The 16,994-nt window shown below is 41.6% G+C and carries 18 protein-coding genes, 1 tRNA gene and 1 pseudogene; 10 read left to right on the forward strand and 10 right to left on the reverse strand.

Annotated elements, in window-relative coordinates:
• Nucleotides 1-76: 76 nt before the first annotated feature.
• A complete protein-coding gene (locus NCWK1_RS26850; RefSeq protein WP_096579292.1) occupies nt 77-550 on the forward strand; it encodes a DUF4385 domain-containing protein in 474 nt (157 codons plus the stop codon).
• Nucleotides 551-564: 14 nt separating this feature from the next.
• On the opposite strand, the gene NCWK1_RS26855 is transcribed toward NCWK1_RS26850, so the two are convergent.
• Entirely contained in the window at nt 565-1,584 is a 1,020-nt protein-coding gene (locus NCWK1_RS26855; RefSeq protein ID WP_103126809.1) for an aldo/keto reductase, read from the reverse strand.
• Nucleotides 1,585-1,608: 24 nt separating this feature from the next.
• A complete protein-coding gene (gene petJ, locus NCWK1_RS26860; protein ID WP_103126828.1) occupies nt 1,609-1,944 on the reverse strand; it encodes a cytochrome c6 PetJ in 336 nt (111 codons plus the stop codon).
• Between the two features lie 274 nt (nt 1,945-2,218).
• On the opposite strand from petJ, the gene NCWK1_RS26865 reads away from it, so the two are divergent.
• On the forward strand, nt 2,219-3,001 hold the full coding sequence (locus NCWK1_RS26865) for a coiled-coil domain-containing protein (protein ID WP_096579288.1): 783 nt from the start codon (nt 2,219-2,221) through the stop codon (nt 2,999-3,001).
• 87 nt (nt 3,002-3,088) lie between these two features.
• Here the strand turns inward: NCWK1_RS26865 and NCWK1_RS26870 are convergent, their stop codons facing one another.
• The 7 genes from NCWK1_RS26870 to NCWK1_RS26900 all read right to left on the reverse strand — a co-directional run bounded on the left by NCWK1_RS26870 (nt 3,089) and on the right by NCWK1_RS26900 (nt 8,448).
• On the reverse strand, nt 3,089-3,625 hold the full coding sequence (locus NCWK1_RS26870) for a Uma2 family endonuclease (protein ID WP_103126810.1): 537 nt from the start codon (nt 3,623-3,625) through the stop codon (nt 3,089-3,091).
• A 201-nt stretch (nt 3,626-3,826) separates the two neighbouring features.
• Complete coding sequence (locus tag NCWK1_RS26875; RefSeq protein ID WP_096579284.1) at nt 3,827-4,012, reverse strand: YqaE/Pmp3 family membrane protein; 186 nt, start codon at nt 4,010-4,012, stop codon at nt 3,827-3,829.
• Nucleotides 4,013-4,132: 120 nt separating this feature from the next.
• Nucleotides 4,133-4,540 (reverse strand): phage holin family protein, encoded by a 408-nt coding sequence (locus NCWK1_RS26880; protein ID WP_096579282.1) that lies wholly within the window; start codon nt 4,538-4,540, stop codon nt 4,133-4,135.
• Nucleotides 4,541-4,708: 168 nt separating this feature from the next.
• The gene (locus tag NCWK1_RS26885) at nt 4,709-5,173 is read right to left on the reverse strand and encodes an SRPBCC family protein (RefSeq protein WP_096579280.1); all 465 of its coding nucleotides are present in this window, start codon (nt 5,171-5,173) and stop codon (nt 4,709-4,711) included.
• Between the two features lie 102 nt (nt 5,174-5,275).
• Nucleotides 5,276-5,467, reverse strand: coding sequence for a CPXCG motif-containing cysteine-rich protein (locus NCWK1_RS26890; protein WP_015114897.1), 192 nt, complete (start codon nt 5,465-5,467; stop codon nt 5,276-5,278).
• An 11-nt stretch (nt 5,468-5,478) separates the two neighbouring features.
• On the reverse strand, nt 5,479-7,125 hold the full coding sequence (locus NCWK1_RS26895) for a B12-binding domain-containing radical SAM protein (RefSeq protein ID WP_103126811.1): 1,647 nt from the start codon (nt 7,123-7,125) through the stop codon (nt 5,479-5,481).
• A gap of 234 nt (nt 7,126-7,359) precedes the next feature.
• The gene (locus NCWK1_RS26900; protein WP_103126812.1) at nt 7,360-8,448 is read right to left on the reverse strand and encodes a glycoside hydrolase family 3 N-terminal domain-containing protein; all 1,089 of its coding nucleotides are present in this window, start codon (nt 8,446-8,448) and stop codon (nt 7,360-7,362) included.
• A 272-nt stretch (nt 8,449-8,720) separates the two neighbouring features.
• Between NCWK1_RS26900 and pds the strand changes: the two genes are divergently transcribed.
• The 4 genes from pds to NCWK1_RS26920 all read left to right on the forward strand — a co-directional run bounded on the left by pds (nt 8,721) and on the right by NCWK1_RS26920 (nt 12,788).
• Nucleotides 8,721-10,160 carry a 15-cis-phytoene desaturase gene (pds, locus tag NCWK1_RS26905; protein ID WP_103126813.1) on the forward strand — a complete coding sequence of 480 codons (1,440 nt, stop codon included), beginning with the start codon at nt 8,721-8,723 and terminating at the stop codon, nt 10,158-10,160.
• Complete coding sequence (gene crtB / locus NCWK1_RS26910; RefSeq protein ID WP_096579272.1) at nt 10,144-11,076, forward strand: 15-cis-phytoene synthase CrtB; 933 nt, start codon at nt 10,144-10,146, stop codon at nt 11,074-11,076. Before pds ends, crtB begins: the two co-directional genes overlap by 17 nt.
• A 111-nt stretch (nt 11,077-11,187) precedes the next feature.
• A tRNA-Ser gene (locus NCWK1_RS26915) sits at nt 11,188-11,279 on the forward strand.
• A 195-nt stretch (nt 11,280-11,474) separates the two neighbouring features.
• A complete protein-coding gene (locus NCWK1_RS26920) occupies nt 11,475-12,788 on the forward strand; it encodes an ABC transporter substrate-binding protein (RefSeq protein ID WP_103126814.1) in 1,314 nt (437 codons plus the stop codon).
• Nucleotides 12,789-12,944: 156 nt separating this feature from the next.
• On the opposite strand, the gene NCWK1_RS26925 is transcribed toward NCWK1_RS26920, so the two are convergent.
• On the reverse strand, nt 12,945-13,883 hold the full coding sequence (locus NCWK1_RS26925) for a serine hydrolase (protein WP_096579268.1): 939 nt from the start codon (nt 13,881-13,883) through the stop codon (nt 12,945-12,947).
• Between the two features lie 6 nt (nt 13,884-13,889).
• Here NCWK1_RS26925 and NCWK1_RS26930 point away from each other — a divergent pair, with 6 nt between their 5' ends.
• The 4 genes and pseudogenes from NCWK1_RS26930 to NCWK1_RS26945 all read left to right on the forward strand — a co-directional run.
• Complete coding sequence (locus tag NCWK1_RS26930) at nt 13,890-14,594, forward strand: C40 family peptidase (RefSeq protein WP_103126815.1); 705 nt, start codon at nt 13,890-13,892, stop codon at nt 14,592-14,594.
• A gap of 14 nt (nt 14,595-14,608) precedes the next feature.
• On the forward strand, nt 14,609-15,628 hold the full coding sequence (locus NCWK1_RS26935) for a glycosyltransferase family 2 protein (protein ID WP_096579264.1): 1,020 nt from the start codon (nt 14,609-14,611) through the stop codon (nt 15,626-15,628).
• Nucleotides 15,629-15,683: 55 nt separating this feature from the next.
• Nucleotides 15,684-16,253, forward strand: a complete 570-nt coding sequence (locus tag NCWK1_RS26940; protein WP_103126816.1) for a Uma2 family endonuclease — start codon at nt 15,684-15,686, stop codon at nt 16,251-16,253.
• 149 nt (nt 16,254-16,402) lie between these two features.
• Nucleotides 16,403-16,969 (forward strand): annotated as a pseudogene (locus NCWK1_RS26945) (MFS transporter); the annotation flags it as partial.
• Between the last annotated feature and the right edge of the window lie 25 nt (nt 16,970-16,994).

Below are 16,994 nucleotides of genomic sequence, written 5' to 3' on the forward strand. Positions count from 1 at the left end.
TTAGATAAGAGGGCAGAATAAATTTCCTTACTAGGATAGAAGTTGAACTCTTAAACAGAGTTTACTGTAAATTATTATGGCTTTTGATTATTCTTTAGACTTCCCAAACATTGATTTTCGCCAGCACCCTGAATTATATCGCATTGGTAAAGGCGAACAAGGGGTACTTTTAGTAGAACCATATAAATCAGAGATTCTCCCTTATTGGCGTTTCAAAACACCTGAGATTGCTAGAGAGTCTAGTGAAAAAATCTATGCAATTTTTCTAGAGTATCTCGAACAAGAAGATTTTGTCGGAGCAGATATGGCGCGAAAGTTTATCCAAATGGGTTATACTCGTTCTCGCCGTTACGCCAATCATAAAAACGGCAGAAAATATAAAAAAACTTCCAAAATAGGAAGTTCTCAAAAAGAAATATTACCATTCGATGTAGACCCTGTAAAAGCAGAATCAGCCGCTATTTTTAAAGCAAAATGGGTTGAAGCCAAGACAAATGCCAAATATCTCCAGCTTTTAGCCGAGCATAAACAAAAGTATGAAACTTGCTAGATAAAAATTATAAATTATCTGCGGTATTCATCGCCACAGTCACCAATTATCTGATATAAATTGCGGGATTTTTGAGATATTTGCTCAATGCGATCGCTATCTTCTTGAGCTAACCTAAAACTAAATACCTTGGCGTTATTTTCAATATGTTCCGATACACCCAGCCTGGCACCAACAATCACACCTCCCACTGCTGGCTTATCTAAAATGTAACGCACTGCCACATTGGAAATAGTCACATTATATTTATCAGCAATCTCTTTGAGTGTCAAAAGTAATTCCTGAAATAGTTGCCAACCACCCCAAGCATCAATCATATTTTTATATTTGCGTAAGCTGGCTGTGGCTAAATCAAAGTTTCTTGGTTCCGGCTGACCCAAATATTTTTCTGCTAAGAAACCACCGCAAAGTGTGCCGTAAGTAAATAGTTTAATATCATGCTGCTGGCAAAATTGCACCATTGCCACTTCTGGACGACGGTCAACTAGCGAAAATTGCACTTGGTTAGAAACAATTTTAATCCCGGCATTAATAATAATTTGTAAGTGTTTTGTGTCAAAGTTAGTCAAAGCTAAATGCTTAATTTTGCCCTCAGTTTGCAATTCTGCCATAAACTTCAGGGCATCTAGATAATTTTTATCACTATATTCCCACCAATGGAATTGCATTAAGTCTAAAGATGCAACATTCATTCGCCGCAAAGCAATATTAATGTTGTCCTCAACAACTTTTTTTGTCATTTTGCGAGGACGAGGAACCCATTTTGTAAAAGTTTGTAAGTTAGCTAAAGCTTCTTGACCTCTAATAGCAAGTAGTTGACGACGAAATTCCCCAATAAAATCTTCAGCCGGGCCATAATGGTCAGCTAAATCCCAGGTGGTAAAACCTGCATCTATATACGGGAACATCGCTTGAATTGCCGCTTTGGGATTAATCTGTCCATGTGCGCCAGACACTTGCCACATTCCATTTAATATCCGGCAAATGTTTAAATCAGGAGTAAGTTGAAGACGACTGTCTGCGGGTAGCACCATATAGTTGAATTGTGAATTATTGATTTAACGCCAGTCTTTTGCAGCTTGTTCTAGAACGTAAGCCGCAACATCTTGAATTTGTTGTTCTGTGAGGCGGTCTTTGTAGGCAGACATATTACTTTTACCATTAGTGACAATGGCTGTAATTGCCTCGATAGAATCCATATTATATTTCTTCAGTGCTGGCTTTTTTAAGTTCTTGCCTCGTCGGATAATGTTACTACCGTTGATATGACAGCCGGCGCAATGCACGCTAAATATTTCTGCACCATTAGCTGTGTCGCTTGCACTAGCAGGCAAGGTAAATGTAGTGGTAGATAGCAGGAGAATTAAACATACTAATGCCAGGATTTTTAGCAAGTTAATTCTCATGAGCTTGATTTGTGCTTTGGCGTTAATCATTTTTTTATCTTAACTAGAAATCAGAATCATCTTCTCATAAGTATGTACATAGTGATACATGATATTTTCTCTGTAAATAAAACTGCCGATGTTCGCACACAAATGCCGATAATTTCACATTTTCTATCTAAAGGAAGTGCCTATTCTCAATGGAATAGTTCAAAATTTAGATGTGACACCATACTTAAACTAAATTAATTTATCCAAATTAGCTAAATACCCAGAGTTGAAAATGGTTAGAAATATCAAAGAGCAAATTCAAACAGACCTGAAGCAAGTTAAAGAAACTGGTCAGTTACGGACAGAAAGAGTGCGGGAAATTGTCAAATCAGCCGTTACTCAAGTGGCTTCTGAGTTTAAAGAAGGTTCAATTGAACTGCGGGGACTTGTAAGAGATGCGGTTTCTGCTGTTATTGAAACCCTACAAGAAAGGGGTGGCGAAATTAAAGAAGAAGTCACAGCTTCCATTGAAGGCGCTTTAGAAGGAGTTAATCATAAAAGACATGCAAATATCATTCAAACTCAGTCAGAACTCCAAAGGTTGCAAACTCAATTAGATAGTGAAGAAGAAAAACTTCAGCAAGATGTAGATGTGATATTAGCAGAGATTGAGGAAACAGGTAAGCAAAACACTGCTGATACTCAAACCATTATTGACTCGGCTGTTAGCGCTATTAAAGATAGTGATGAAGTGTCTTTGTTAAGAAAACGTTATGCACAATTGCAAGCACAATTAGCAATTGTTCGAGCTAATTTAGCTGCGCGCTATGGCGGACGTTCAGAAGAAATTCAAAATTATCTCAACGATGCCAAAACTTGGTATAACCAAGCTCGTCCGCAAGCGGAAGTTTTAGCGACACAGGTATCACAAAAGCGATCGCAGTTAGAAGATAAACTAGGAGAAGCGGGTACAGCGATAGCTCGCAAAGAACTCCAACTCAAACAAACTTTACGCGAGTTACTCCTCGCAACCGCTGATTTGTTTAAAGACAAAGAACCCGCAGATAAAAACTAGATACCAACATCATAAGAACCCCGACTTCTTCAAGAAGTCAGGGTTCTTAGTAAGTGCGATTTAGTTAACAACGTACTCATACAACAGCTATTTTCGGCTAGTCATTTTCATAACAGCGTCAACTGTAATTTCCGGGAGAATATCTAAACTTGGTAGCAAGTCTACTCCAGCAAAAACTATTGGTAGGCTATCTCCTTGCCAAACCCATATTTGCTGACGAGTAATATCGATTAACCAAGCTAGTTGCGTTCCATTACTGAGACAATGGAGAATCTTGTTTTGTAAGTCTAAAGTGCTTTGGTCGGGTGAGCGAATTTCAATTAACCAATCTGGCGCTCCATTAAATGGCCCATCCTCATCGCCAAGGCGATGGCCAGCAATGATAGCAATATCTGGCACTGATGAGTAAGGTGGTACAATGCAACGTAGCTCCTGCACCGCTTCAAATTTATCAGTGCGATCATTAATATAATTGACTAAATTACGTTGCAGTCGGGAATGAAACAGAGTTGGCATTGTTTTTTGAACAACTCGCCCATCAATTAATTCCCATGCAGGTGAAGCCTCAATCTTAGGTTGAGCCAAAAACTCTGCCAGTGACATCCTCGCAACTGACTGGGGCATATCTTTTGACAAACTTTATTATGCACAGACTCTGATTATATTTTATATGCAATCAATATAATTAACTACGGTTATATAAACATTAATCAAATACGTAATAAAAAGGGCAGACCATGTTAATCTACCCTTCCTTAATTGTCCTTATTGAGAGAGGTTTGTGCCAAATTATTGCCAAGTTTCTGGTGTAAGTAGCAACTTCTTTTAGTAAGTTCCGCTATTAAATGCTTCTTCTCTCTTAGCGACTACCCAAAGTGCATGAATGCTACCAGGAAGCCAACCAAGCAGGGTAAGCAGAATATTAATTACCAAAGTAGGGCCAACACCAACTGTGAGAAAAACGCCTAAAGGAGGCACGACAAGGGCTAGAAGAAAACGAAATAATTTCATAGGTTTGTTGTTACTTTTTCAACTTGTTTAATTCACATTGTCCAGAATTAACTTAATTAACAACTCTGTCGCAGGCATTATGTTAATTCTGTATGACTTTTCCCAAAGATAATACTTGTACTATTGCTGAGGATTGCCTTGAGGTAATTCACCTGGAGTTGAAGTATTGCCAGTTAAAGCCACGTTTCTTTCAGCAAAATAGTTACCAATGAAGGTGTTAGCTAAAGATAGAACCACTGGGCCGAGAATAAAAGCGATAATGCCATGAGCGCTAAACCCAGGTACTAAAAATGCTGCTAATGCAAAACAGATACCGTTAACAACGAGAGAAAATGCGCCGAAAGTTACAAGGTTTAAAGGTAAAGATAGGGTTGAGAGAACTGGCTTCACAGAACTATTAATTAAGCCAATTGCGACAGCAGCAATTAAAGCAGAGGGAAAATTAGCAATATTAACACCAGGCACAACTAAATCCACAATTAGTAAGCTTAGTGCTGTAGCTAGAGTTATTAGAAATGTTCCCAACATTTTTTTTACCTAAAATTTCAGTGATAGTTTGTTTGAATGTCTTTCTACTATCATGAACAATGCGGGAAGATTTACCCTCTCTTGCAAGATAGATTCAGCTTCTACCAATTGGTTGATTTTGGGAGAAACTGCAACCTATTAGCAGGAAATTCGCGCTAATCTCTATTTTTACCACCAGTTACCGCCTCTGCCCTCACATTGTTGCTTTGTTACATAATGGCGGTAGCGAAACATTGCTTCTAGTTGAGTTTGTATCAGCCAACCACTGACAAATTCAAAGGCATCTCCTCCAGGCATGGAGAAAGAAATTGCATCGGTTAATCTAGTTTTGCCATCTTCTAGCTGAAATTCGTGCCGATGTATCCAGGTTTCAAAGGGGCCGGATATCTGTTCATCTACAAATAGGCGATATTGTTCACATTCTGTGTGACGGGCTAACCAAGTTAAAGGTACTAACCCTAGAAACAAACGAAACTCTGTGATAGCACCTACTTGCAGTCCTCCTTCGCGCCGAACTACTTTGACTGGTTGCCAAGGTGGAGTTAGCATTTGTAGGATATCTGGCCTTTCATGAAATTGCCAAACTACTTCTATTGGGGCATTAATCACAGATGAATGGTTGAAGTGCAGCATGAACAGCAAAACCTAAAACTCATACCAATTGAAAAAAATGATGGCGACAGATGGTATTGATACACCCAAGAGACACAAAGCGATTCTAAATCTAAAACTGTATCAGCCTTCGTCGTATTCGGTATCTATTTCAATATCTAGAGTATCTTCATCAATCCGCACATACAAAATATTGGGGTTACAGCAAACTTGACAGTCTTCAACATAAGATTGTTGTCCCCCAGCACTCAAGTCTATAAAGGTTAAGTTTGGTTCGCCACAAAAGGCACAGTAATACTCAGCAGTTGTTTGCATTCAATTTTTGACTATGAATTTAAGGGTTGCAATTCTTTGGGGGCTGAACGGAAATGACTGGTAGCCTCATCCAAGTGCTTTAGTAGTGTAGACTGCGGTAGCGGCCCTTGCAAGTGGCTCCAAGGCAAGACTTGAGTTGTTGACCAATTATTATGAACGTAGAAATCTAAATCGGGGATTTGTCCTTTAAGTTGCTTGAAGGCGCGTTTGTAACTACCCAAGGAGTCGCCAAAGTCGCGGGTGAGTTCGAGAAGTTGAGATAAGCGGCGATCGCCTCTGGATAACAAAGCCTGTATGATAGACCAGTTATAACTTTCGGGACGAAAATCTATCCCCTGGGGTTTAAGTTGTTTTTGTAAAAGCTGCAACCGTTTTTCTGCTTGACGGTTTACCCCAAACCATTGAAATGGTGTATGGGATTTCGGTACAAAGGTGCTACAACCAAAGCTTAACCGCAGTCCTGGCGCAGCTTTTTTAATACTCCGCATCATCGCTACAGTTGCGTCTAAATCTTCCGCCTCTTCCCCAGGAATACCAACCATCCCGTAGAGTTTCAAGCTGGAGAGTCCGCCAGCTTTGGCATTTATCGCCGCTTGGATAATTTCATCATTTTGCAGCTTTTTGTTGATGATTTGCCGCAGTTGATCTGAACCACTTTCTACAGCAATGGTAAGCGATCGCGTGTCTCGTTTTGCTAAAGTTTGAGCCAACTGCACCGTTACTGTATTAGTTCTGACTGACGCAATACTCAGCCGCACATCATCAAATTTTGGCTGACTAATATAATTTAATAACTCCTCAAACTCTGGATGTTGTGTGACAGAAGCACCCAATAATCCCAAGCGGTTTGTTACTTTTAACCCGCGTTCAATCGCTGGCATTAATGAATCTTCGAGGCTGGCTGTTCTAAATGGTAGTGTTAGATAACTTGCCAAACAAAAGCGGCACATTTCTGGACAACTCCGCACCACTTCCACCATGTAAATATTTTCCCAAGCAGCTTTTTCAGTTACTACCGTTGAAGCTGAGAGAATATTACCGCGATAAGTTTGCTTCTGTACAACTGCCGGAATATCTGAATCAATCGGCTTAATTGATTTTACTGCACCATCAGGTGTTTGATATTCCACCTCATACAAACTTGGAATATAAATCCCCGGTACTTGTGCCAATCTTTTTAACTGAATTTGTCTAGGAGCATGTCTAACTTCTTTGTAAGCTTCAACAAAATCTCCCAGCAGGTTTTCCCCATCTCCTAACAATATAATATCAAAAAAATCAGCAAAAGGCTCAGGATTAGCCGTCAAAACTGGGCCACCACCAAAAATGATAGGGTGCGAATCATTACGCAAATTTGCCAGAATCGGAATATCTAAAGATTCAAGTAAATTTAAAATATTCACATAATCTAATTCCCAAGAAATCGAAAATCCCACAATTTCTGGCTGTCTAGGAAGTTGTTCATGTATATCAGTAAATAGACGACTCACCTGCACATCATCGCGCGTTGCTAAAGTTGCCCAAACTACCTGATAGCCGAGGCTAGTAATACCCACACTATATTCATTCGGAAAGGCAAAAATTAGAGGTATTGCATCAGTATCAGGAGTAGTTTGAGTAAATAAAAGACGTTCAGCAGCAAATACAGATGATGTCATGTGAAAATAATTTTTAATTCGTAATTCGTAATTTTTGAAACTATATTTCAGAGTTAGCGAAAAAATTACACAAAGACTCTGCGTAACTTTGGTATACCTCCGCCAGCCTCTGCGTTGAAAAACCAACTTTCAACCATTTCTTAGTATAACTTAACAAAATATAATTCATCTCCTCTATAGAGAATCAGGCGTTGGAGATTTGAATGAAATTTCCCCTGCTAATTAAGTAAAGTTTTATGAGAAAGAACAAGCGATCGCTAACTCTGCATGTTGTAGTAATGTAGCTTTATCTAAAGCATGAACAATATATTGCGGTGTTTGTGCTAATAAATTTTCAATTCTTTGCCTAGCAGCTGTAACTACCTCTTTCTTTAAGTTACCGTTACTGAGAGCATCAGCAAAATCTCCCGCCATGTAATAAGTACGTTCTAAAGACGATGAATTGATATTGCGCGAGAGGATAAACAAGTCACAACCAGCGTTAAAGGCGCGGGCGACAGTTCCGCTTTGGGTAAACCTATCGGAGATTGCTTTCATATCTAAGTCATCGGAGACAACTACACCCTCAAACCCTAGTTCTTCTCGAAGGATATTCTTCAAAATCCGTTGCGAAATAGTCGCCGGGACATCTGGGTCAATTTGGGGAAATAAAATGTGAGTTGTCATAATTAAGGGAATTTGAGCATCAATCAAAGCTTTAAAAGGTATTAGTTCGCGATCGCGCAAATCTTGTACAGTTAAATTCAGCACTGGTAACTCAAAATGAGAATCTGTACTAGTGTCTCCATGTCCCGGAAAATGCTTGGCGCAGCCTAAAATACCAGACTCTTGCAGCCCTAAATAATATGCCAACGCTCCTTGTGCAGAGGTTTCTGGTGTGTTACCAAATGCACGCGGCCCAATTACCGGGTTATGCGGATTAGAGTAAATATCAGCAGCAGGCGACCAGGATACGTTAATCCCCAGTGATTTCAACTCTTTAGCTGTGGCTTTTGCTACTTCCTTAGCTTGCGATCGCAACAAAGCCGCATAAGGAAATCTCGTAATTGGTAAAGGTGTACGGACTACACGCCCACCTTCATGATCTAAAGTCATGAACATCGAATCGCGTTCTGCATATTCACGAATTTGGTCTATAAGTTCTTGAAAGCTGGCTAACCAAACCTGATAAGGAACGCCATCTATAAAGTTTTTTCCAAAAAATATCACCCCGACTGGTTTTAATTCACTGAGCGCCCGTTTATCATCATCACTCAATTTTGTGCCGGAAATACCGAGAATCAGATGATTTCCGAATAGTTCTAGCTCCCGTGATCCTGGCATAATTTATTACCTATAATTGTTGTTTAAATTTTGAGGCTAGAGAAGAAACGTTTTGATTTTCTCATGATGAGCTAGAAAAAATGTTGATTAATGAAATCATGAGTAAAAAATAGTACATTTTTTGTTTTTAGCCTTTAGCCTCTAGCCCCTAAATCCCTCTTCGCAGAAGTTTTTAGGTAAGCGATCGCACAATCACTGCCAAATGTAACGGTTTGCAACGTATAATGAGAACGGCAAAACCATTAAGAAATATTGAACAACAGTAGGTGTAAATGCGAGTAGCGATCGCTGGCGCTGGTCTAGCAGGACTTTCCTGCGCGAAATATCTTATAGACGCAGGTCACACTCCCATTGTCTTAGAGCGTCGGGACGTATTGGGTGGCCTTGTAGCGGCATGGAAAGACTCTGACGGCGACTGGTACGAAACCGGGTTACACGCCTTCTTTGGGGCATACCCCAATATGCTGCAATTGCTCAAGGAGTTAGGCATTGAAGACCGCCTCCAGTGGAAAGAGCATACACTAATTTTTAATCAACCAGAAAAACCCGGAACACTCTCACGGTTTGATGTTCCCGATATTCCCTCTCCGTTTAACATTATTGCCTCAATTCTTCGCAACAACGATATGTTGACTTGGGAGCAGAAAATTAGGTTCGCTATCGGCCTGCTTCCAGCCATCGTGCGTGGTCAAAAATATGTCGAAGAGATGGACAAGTACAGCTTTGCCGAGTGGTTGAAAAGACAAGGTATTGGGGAAAGAGTAGCCAGTGACGTATTTATTGCTGCTTCTAAAGCGCTCACCTTTATTAACCCCGATGAAGTATCATCCACAATTTTATTAACAGCCCTAAATCGCTTTTTACAAGAGCGATATGGCTCCAAAATCGCCTTTTTGGATGGTTCACCCACCGAAAGATTGTGTCAACCAATCGTTGATTACATTACCGCAGGTGGTGGCCAAGTCCGACTAAATGCACCCCTCAAACAAATTGTCCTCAACACCGATGGGACAGTCAAAGAATTTTTGTTGCGCGGGTTAAATGGCGAACCAGATGAAGTTGTGACGGCAGACTTTTACGTATCAGCCATGTCAGTTGATGCTTTAAAAGTTATGTTGCCAGAACCTTGGCAGCAAATAGAGTGCTTCCAAAAGCTAGAAGGCTTAGAAGGTGTGCCGGTAATTAACCTCCATCTCTGGTTTGATCGAAAATTAACAGATATTGATCAACTACTTTTTTCGCGATCGCCCCTCCTCAGCGTTTATGCTGATATGAGCAACACTTGTCGGGAATATGCTAACCCAGATCGCTCAATGCTGGAATTAGTTCTGGCTCCTGCTAAAGATTGGATTAGCAAATCTGACGAGGAAATTGTTGCTGCAACTATGACTGAGTTGGAAAAACTCTTACCCGAACACTTTGGGAAAGATAATCCAGCCAAACTGTTGAAATCTCATGTAGTGAAAACGCCGCGTTCAGTTTACAAAGCGACTCCTGGTCGCCAACAGTACCGTCCTCCCCAAAAAACTCCCATAGCCAATTTCTTTCTTAGCGGGAGTTACACCATGCAACGCTATTTAGGCAGTATGGAAGGGGCCGTACTTTCTGGTAAGCTAACAGCGCAGGCGATTTGTGAATCGCTGCCAGAGGCCAGTGCCTCAAACCTACAAACGCTAACCCGAACGCCTGCAACGAATGCTGCAACTGCCTGATTCCCCCCCGCGCATGAAAACGCTGGTCTCTGTAGACGAGTCATACAAACTTTGTCGGCAACTTATCGCCAAGTACTCCGCAACTTTCTACCTGAGTACTTTGCTTTTGAGTAAAGAAAAACGCCCTGCTGTTTGGGCTATTTATGCTTGGTGTCGCCGTACAGATGAACTAGTGGATGGCCCTGCATCTGCTCTTACCACACCAGAAACCCTAGATCAATGGGAGCAGCAGCTAGAATCAATTTTTGCTGGACACCCAGTCGAAAATTATGATGTAGCTTTGGTTGATACAGTGCAACGCTTTCCAATGGATATTCAGCCCTTTCGGGACATGATTGCTGGACAGAGAATGGACTTGTACCGCAGTCGCTACGAAACTTTTGAGGAGCTATACCTTTACTGTTACCGGGTGGCTGGTACTGTCGGCTTGATGTCAACTGCAATCATGGGGTTGGATAACACCAGCACTACAGCACCGTGGAACCGCGAACAACCCTCTTATATTCCCACTCAAGAAGAAATTGCTCTAGGAATTGCTAAACAACTGACCAACATCTTAAGAGATGTGGGAGAAGATGCAAGGCGGGGGCGAATTTATCTTCCGTTAGAAGACTTGGCAAGATTTAATTACACCGAGCAAGACCTGTTGAAAGGTGTCATAGATGACCGCTGGCGTTCTCTCATGCGCTTTCAAATTGCACGGGCAGAACAATTTTATCGCAAGGCAGAAAGAGGTATTGCTTATCTATCTCCTGATGCGCGTTTACCCGTTTGGGCAGCATTAATGCACTACAGTGGCATTTTAAATGTCATTGAACGCAACGATTATGACGTGTTCAATCAGCGAGCCTACGTCCCCCAGTGGCGAAAGTTATCTACTTTACCCGTGGCATGGATGCGATCGCAAGTACTTTAGTCCACAGTCAATAGTCCATAGTCAAAATCTAATAACTATTGACTATTGACCATTGACTAAAAATTGTTTGACTTTCTCTAAAAAACTGCTATCATTAATATTCGTGACCCTGGAGAGGTGGCTGAGTGGTCGAAAGCGGCAGATTGCTAATCTGTTGTACGGCAGGCAACTCCGTACCGAGGGTTCGAATCCCTCCCTCTCCGTTTTTCGGCAGTATGTAGCACTCAGTACTGCATAGTATTAAACAAATATTAATATTAATGTCAGCATTAACACAGATACTCCTGATGGTAGATGTTATTATTTAACATTTGGAGTCTGTTAAGATCAAGCTAACCTGAAACATAGTTTGAAACTTGCTTTCAGACTCCTGCATATCAGAGGAGTGAAAGTAAATTATGCCAAGAATTACTACTGCCCTAGCCTTGAGTGTAGCTACCATAGCCACAGGCTTTTTGATGGCAGCTTGCGATAATGCCAATACCAGCAATACCACCAGTACTACTTCCCCAAGCGCTAACTCAACCAGTACAACCAGCAGTACTGATGGGTTAAAAATTGGGACGCTACTACCAACAACAGGTGATTTAGCTTCCATTGGTCAGCAGATGGTAGGTTCTGTGCCTTTACTAGTGGATACCGTCAATGCTTGTGGAGGAGTCAATGGCAAAAACGTCACACTCGTACAAGTAGACGACCAAACCGACCCCAAAGCCGGTGCAGCTGGAATGACAAAACTGGCAACTCTAGATAAAGTTGCAGGTGTAGTCGGTTCCTTTGCTAGTAGTGTTTCCACAGCAGCGGTTTCTGTTGCTGTACCAAATAAAGTCATGATAGTGTCTCCTGGTAGTACCAGTCCTGTATTTACAGATAAAGCGAAAAAAGGCGACTTTAAAGGATTTTGGGCGCGGACTGCACCCCCGGATACTTACCAAGCGCTGGCATTAGCGCAATTAGCTAACAAAAAAGGTTTTAAACGCGTTTCCACAGTCGTAATTAATAACGATTACGGTGTGGGTTTTGAAAAGGCATTTGTCGAAACTTTTGAAAAATTAGGTGGCACAGTGGTTAATAAAAATAACCCAGTGCGTTACGACCCCAAAGCCCAAACCTTTGACACCGAAGCGGCGGCGGCGTTTGCTGGTAAGCCAGATGCAGTAGTCGCTGTACTTTATGCAGAGACAGGTAGTCTACTCTTAAAAGCAGCCTATCAACAAGGTTTGACCAAGGGAGTCCAAGTTCTGCTGACAGATGGCGTGAAATCACCTACCTTCCCAGAACAAGTAGGTAAAGGGAGCGATGGCAAATTTATCTTAACTGGAGCGCTAGGTACAGTACCAGGTTCCGATGGCAAAGCCTTAGAAGCTTTTAACAAATTGTGGAAAGAGAAAAAAGGTGGTTCACCGGGAGAATACGCACCCCAAGCCTGGGATGCAGCTGCATTGTTAGTCTTAGCAGCACAAGCCGCTAAAGACAACACAGGTGTGGGTATTTCCAGTAAAATTCGGGAAGTTGCGGCTGGCTCAGGTACAGAAGTTACTGATGTTTGTGAAGGCTTAAAGCTACTCAAAGAAGGTAAAACGATTAACTACCAAGGTGCTAGTGGCAACGTAGATGTTGATGCTAACGGTGATGTCCTTGGTGTTTATGACGTTTGGACTGTAGGAGATGACGGCAAAATTAGCGTGATAGATAAAGTTACACCTAAATAGTGATGAAAAAGGCAAAAGAATTTTTTCTTTTGCCTTTTGCGCAACGAAGAGAGGCTTTGATTCTTGCTCCTTCCCTTGTAGGGAAGGGGCTGGGGGTTAGGTTTGAGATAAAGTTGCACACGGCGTTAAATTAATTTTGAGGGAGTGGGGAAAACTTTACAGATTGCTAATGGCTTCTGCAACTAGTTTTGAGACCAAAGGTAGAATATCGCGGTTGGTAGCATTGGCTTTACCTTCAGTAAAAACTACTAGCAAATAAGGAGGCTTATCAGGTATTTCAATATACGCTGCATCGTGACGTACTTGACTTGTCCAACCTGCTTTTGACCAAATTTGCGCGTTTTGCGGTAAACCACCACCGATAAAACCTGTAATTTGGTCTTCTTCAACATCTTTAGGTAAATCTTCGGGGTTGGTACTGCGCTTGAGTAGATTCATCATAGCTTGCGATCGCCCACTCGAAACTGCGACCCCACCCACGATACTATGTACCACACGAGCGATCGCATTTGTCGTCAACATATTGCGATTCTCAAACATCTCCCCATAAAATGCCCTTTCCCGTCCATAAGGGCCATCACCCCAAGTTTTTTGGCAAACATTAATTGTCTCCATTTCCTCCCAACCCAAGGATTGGTAGTAGCGGTTAATAATATGACGTTGTTGCTTCCAAGTTTCAAAAGGCCCTGGTGATAACTCTGGCCCTGAAGTAGTCCCAGTCAAAATATCTACAACTAAACTGGTCGCATCATTACTAGAATCAATTATCATATCGCCCAAGGCTCTCTCCAATTCCTTCGAGGTTTGGATCATGCCTTTTTCTAGCCATTCATTTACTGCAACCAAGTAAAATAACTTAACCACACTCGCGGGGTAAATCCGTTCCACACCGCGATAAGTAAAACCACGGACTGGGTGATGCCAAAAGGCATCAGGAGTTAAAGCGCCACCAGTATTTACGAGTACTGGCGGATCGTAGACAACCCAAGTCAAAGCAATTTGATTTTGGGCTAATGTCGGAAATGTTGCCCAAGTTGCCTCTAAAATGCCATTACCCAAATTTTCCAGTTGTTCGTCTTTTCTAAAGAAAACCATCGAATAATGCTCTCTAATTCAGAATCCCAAATCTTCAATTTGACCGCATCTGAATACCAGTGTCTCGCAAACCTCAACTTATACGATTCTCCAGAATGTACGGGCTTGGCAACTCAAGCTGCTGCTGGGCGACATTTACAGGTAACATCAAATCATCAGGATACAGCGGTTGAGGTGTATTTATGTGAGGATGATTATCCAGGCTGGGTGTCTTTTGCTGATTTAGGTTTATTACAACCTGCTACTGTATATTATCAAGCTGCAACATTGGCGGAAACTGAAATTAAAAAACTACTTCCCAAAGTGATTGCTTTTGCTCAAAAAGCTATGGAACAACCTAATGAGTATCTTTGGGGTGGGACAGTGGGGCCAAATTATGACTGTTCTGGCTTGATGCAGGCGGCGTTTGTCTCGGTGGGGATTTGGCTACCAAGAGATGCTTATCAACAAGAAGCCTTTGTTCAACCAATCCAGTTGTCAGAATTAGTACTAGGAGATTTAGTATTTTTCGGCACACCAGAAAAAGCGACTCATGTCGGGCTTTATTTGGGTGATGGTGCTTATATTCATAGTTCAGGAAAGGCACAAGGACGGAATGGAATTGGGATTGATGTTCTCTCGGAACAGGGAGATGCGGTGAGTCGGTCATATTATCAGCAACTACGCGGTGCTGGCAGAGTTGTGAAAAGTTACGAACCAAAGAGGATTTGAGGACGCGGAGAGTTATGAGGAGTGGATTGATTCCAGAGAGAATGAGTGAGGAAAATCAGGCGATTTCCGCAAATGTACCAGCAGTATCGGTAGTAGTGCCGGTGCGTGACGAAGTGGAAAGTTTACCACATTTATTAGAGGCGATCGCATCTACTTTATCTAATAGTCAAATTAGTTATGAAATTATCTGTGTGGATGATGGTTCCACAGATGGTTCGGCGGAATTTCTCAAAGCACAAGCGCAAAGTCGCAGTGATTTAAAGGCGGTAATTCTGCGACGCAATTACGGACAAACCGCAGCTATGTCTGCTGGGTTTAACTATGCGGTGGGTAAAGCCGTTGTCACTTTAGATGCTGACTTGCAAAATGATCCGGCTGATATCCCGATGCTATTGGCAAAGTTGGATGAAGGTTACGATTTGGTTAGCGGTTGGCGGCAAAAACGCCAAGATGGGGCGGTGAATCGCTTACTTCCTTCTAAAATCGCTAACTGGCTGATTCGGCGCACTACTAGCGTTTATATTCATGACTACGGCTGTTCCCTCAAAGCCTATCGCTCAGAATTAGTGGCAGATATGCACCTCTATGGGGAATTGCACCGCTTTTTGCCAGCCCTGGCTTATATTGAAGGCGCAAGAATTACAGAAATGCCTGTACGTCACCACGCGAGGCGATTTGGTCGGAGTAAATACGGCATCTCGCGGACTTTTCGGGTGTTAATGGATTTATTAACTATTTTGTTTATGAAAAAGTTCCTCACCCGCCCGATGCACGTTTTTGGGTTGTTGGGCTTGATTTCGATGGCTTTGGGTGTGGGGATAGGAATTTATTTGACTTTCGTCAAGTTTGCATTGGGTGAAATGATTGGTAATCGTCCGTTGCTAATTTTGGCAGTTTTATTATTAGTAACTGGTGTACAACTATTTTGCTTTGGTTTGTTGGCAGAGTTGTTGATGCGTACTTACCATGAATCTCAAGGACGACCTATCTATCGAGTGCGGGAAGTAGTTGAAAATAAAAATAACCCAACTTGATGTAATTCGTAATTAACATTAGTAGTAGGTTTTTCTTTTTGCCTTTTGACTTATTATGTTAGCCTCCCCCAACTACATCTCACCCGAAGAATATCTGCAAATGGAGGAAACAAGCTCCATTAAACATGAATATATCGACGGCTACATTTACGCAATGGCTGGAGCAAGTGACCCTCATGTTACCGTTGCTCTCAATCTTGCCGTACTTTTGCGAAATCATGTGCGCGGTTCTGGTTGCCGGGTTTACATAGCTGATATGAAAGCTCGAATTGAATCTTTGAATCGATACTACTATCCTGATGTGATGGTAACTTGCGATTCAAGAGACCAAGAAACACCTGTATATAAAAGATTTCCCTGTTTAATTGTTGAAGTTTTATCTGACTCTACTGAAGCTTTCGACCGAGGGGATAAATTCGCGGATTATCAAGCAATAGAAACTTTAAAAGAATACGTTTTAATTAATACAAAACGCCAGCGAATTGAATGTTTTCGGCTTAATGATGATGGTTTTTGGGTTCTACAAACATACACATCCCAAGACAAAACTTTTCGACTCAATAGTATTAATTTTGAGGCGAAAATGGCAGAACTTTACGAAGATGTAGTATTTGAATATCGCTAAGTAAAATTAATGCTGTACCTCTGCTTTTATCCTCTCATACTTGCTTCAATTTGCTTTAATAACTGGTTGGATACGGGTAGTAGTGGCAAAAAATATTAACTAACGTAAAAATATTAGAGCAATTATAGTTAGTGTTCTTTGCATCTCCCTTGAAAGCTTTTAATACATTTGATACTGACCTGCGGCGAAACCTGCTGATTTTATTTGCGGCAGGTTTGTTATTCTGGTCAAGCACGGCTGCTTTTTTACCGACGCTACCGCTATACATTCAAGATGTGGGTGGTAGTAAGCAAGAAATTGGCATAGTTATGGGTGGCTTTGCCATTGGGTTATTGCTATTTCGTCCGATGCTGGGCAAACTAGCAGATAAACGGGGACGTAAACTTGTTTTATTAATTGGGACAGCAGTAGCTGCGATCGCACCTTTTGGCTATTTAGTCTTTACATCCATCCCCTTATTATTCTGGCTGCGGATTTTTCACGGAATTAGCATTGCAGCTTTTACTACTGGTTACACTGCTTTGGTAGCTGATTTAGCGCCTGTGTCCATTCGTGGAGAAATTATTAGTTATATGAGTTTAACGGCTCCCATTGGTTTAGCTGTGGGGCCAGCAATTGGTGGATATTTACAAGAAACTTCTGGCTACTCACGTTTATTTTTGTTTACCGCCACAATCGCTTTCATTGGACTATTGTGTGCATCACAAGTTATTAACCGACATTCCGCAGGTAAGTGAAGAG

Origin of the sequence: Nostoc cycadae WK-1 (assembly GCF_002897135.1) — a bacterium.
Classification (GTDB): Bacteria; Cyanobacteriota; Cyanobacteriia; order Cyanobacteriales; family Nostocaceae; genus Nostoc_B.

Excerpts from the sequence above, each read along its gene's own strand:
- NCWK1_RS26850 (WP_096579292.1), top strand. The coding sequence starts at position 77 with ATGGCTTTTGATTATTCTTTAGACTTCCCAAACATTGATTTTCGCCAG.
- NCWK1_RS26890 (WP_015114897.1), bottom strand. The coding sequence starts at position 5,467 with ATGCAAACAACTGCTGAGTATTACTGTGCCTTTTGTGGCGAACCAAAC.
- NCWK1_RS26925 (WP_096579268.1), bottom strand. The coding sequence starts at position 13,883 with ATGGTTTTCTTTAGAAAAGACGAACAACTGGAAAATTTGGGTAATGGC.
- NCWK1_RS26880 (WP_096579282.1), bottom strand. The coding sequence starts at position 4,540 with ATGTTGGGAACATTTCTAATAACTCTAGCTACAGCACTAAGCTTACTA.
- NCWK1_RS26935 (WP_096579264.1), top strand. The coding sequence starts at position 14,609 with ATGAGGAGTGGATTGATTCCAGAGAGAATGAGTGAGGAAAATCAGGCG.
- NCWK1_RS26940 (WP_103126816.1), top strand. The coding sequence starts at position 15,684 with ATGTTAGCCTCCCCCAACTACATCTCACCCGAAGAATATCTGCAAATG.
- NCWK1_RS26875 (WP_096579284.1), bottom strand. The coding sequence starts at position 4,012 with ATGAAATTATTTCGTTTTCTTCTAGCCCTTGTCGTGCCTCCTTTAGGC.
- crtB (WP_096579272.1), top strand. The coding sequence starts at position 10,144 with ATGCTGCAACTGCCTGATTCCCCCCCGCGCATGAAAACGCTGGTCTCT.
- NCWK1_RS26920 (WP_103126814.1), top strand. The coding sequence starts at position 11,475 with ATGCCAAGAATTACTACTGCCCTAGCCTTGAGTGTAGCTACCATAGCC.
- pds (WP_103126813.1), top strand. The coding sequence starts at position 8,721 with ATGCGAGTAGCGATCGCTGGCGCTGGTCTAGCAGGACTTTCCTGCGCG.
- NCWK1_RS26930 (WP_103126815.1), top strand. The coding sequence starts at position 13,890 with ATGCTCTCTAATTCAGAATCCCAAATCTTCAATTTGACCGCATCTGAA.
- NCWK1_RS26870 (WP_103126810.1), bottom strand. The coding sequence starts at position 3,625 with ATGCCCCAGTCAGTTGCGAGGATGTCACTGGCAGAGTTTTTGGCTCAA.
- NCWK1_RS26855 (WP_103126809.1), bottom strand. The coding sequence starts at position 1,584 with ATGGTGCTACCCGCAGACAGTCGTCTTCAACTTACTCCTGATTTAAAC.
- NCWK1_RS26865 (WP_096579288.1), top strand. The coding sequence starts at position 2,219 with ATGGTTAGAAATATCAAAGAGCAAATTCAAACAGACCTGAAGCAAGTT.
- NCWK1_RS26895 (WP_103126811.1), bottom strand. The coding sequence starts at position 7,125 with ATGACATCATCTGTATTTGCTGCTGAACGTCTTTTATTTACTCAAACT.
- NCWK1_RS26900 (WP_103126812.1), bottom strand. The coding sequence starts at position 8,448 with ATGCCAGGATCACGGGAGCTAGAACTATTCGGAAATCATCTGATTCTC.
- NCWK1_RS26885 (WP_096579280.1), bottom strand. The coding sequence starts at position 5,173 with ATGCTGCACTTCAACCATTCATCTGTGATTAATGCCCCAATAGAAGTA.